The sequence below is a fragment of the Vibrio sp. 1978 genome, from assembly GCF_033344345.1.
Genome location: NZ_JAWPOP010000775.1, coordinates 1 through 582 on the forward strand (window position 1 = coordinate 1; position 582 = coordinate 582).

The following is a 582-nucleotide window of genomic DNA, read 5'->3' on the forward strand; positions in this document are numbered from 1 at the left end:
CCCAACGCGATGAAAAAATGGCAAGCATCAAGCAAGCCATTACGGCGTTCATCTTAGTAGTGATTTTTGCGCTGATTTGGCAAATTTCTCGCTCTATCAACGTTCGTGTTGGTAGCTTACTAGCAACGATTAAGAACATCAGCGAAAGCAATAACATGGGCTTACGCTCTGATCTTGCAGGTAAGGATGAACTATTTGATATCAGCCACCATCTCAACGATCTGCTCGAAAAGCTAGAGCGTTTGATTCACAACACACAAGAAAAATCGATGCAGTTAACAGCGAGCACGGACAACATGCATCGTGAGCTTGAAGGTGTTATGGAACAGTTCCACGCACAGACTGATCACACCGCTTCTATGGCGACGGCCGTGCAGCAGATGGTTGCCACTATCGGTGAAATTTCTGAAAGTACATCGGTTGCGGTTGAAGGTGTTCACCAAGCCGCGACTAACGCCGAACAAGGTCGCTCTGTCGTAGAAATGACCGTGACGAATGTTGGTCAGCTGACGGGTATCCTCTCGAACAGCCAACAGTCTATTGGCTCATTGAACCAACACGTCGATAAAATTGGCGGTGCGG

1 pseudogene is annotated in these 582 nt (G+C 47.6%); it reads left to right on the forward strand.

Features of this window, described 5'->3' with window-relative positions:
* A pseudogene (locus R8N49_RS29040) lies at positions 1 to 582 on the forward strand (methyl-accepting chemotaxis protein); the annotation flags it as partial.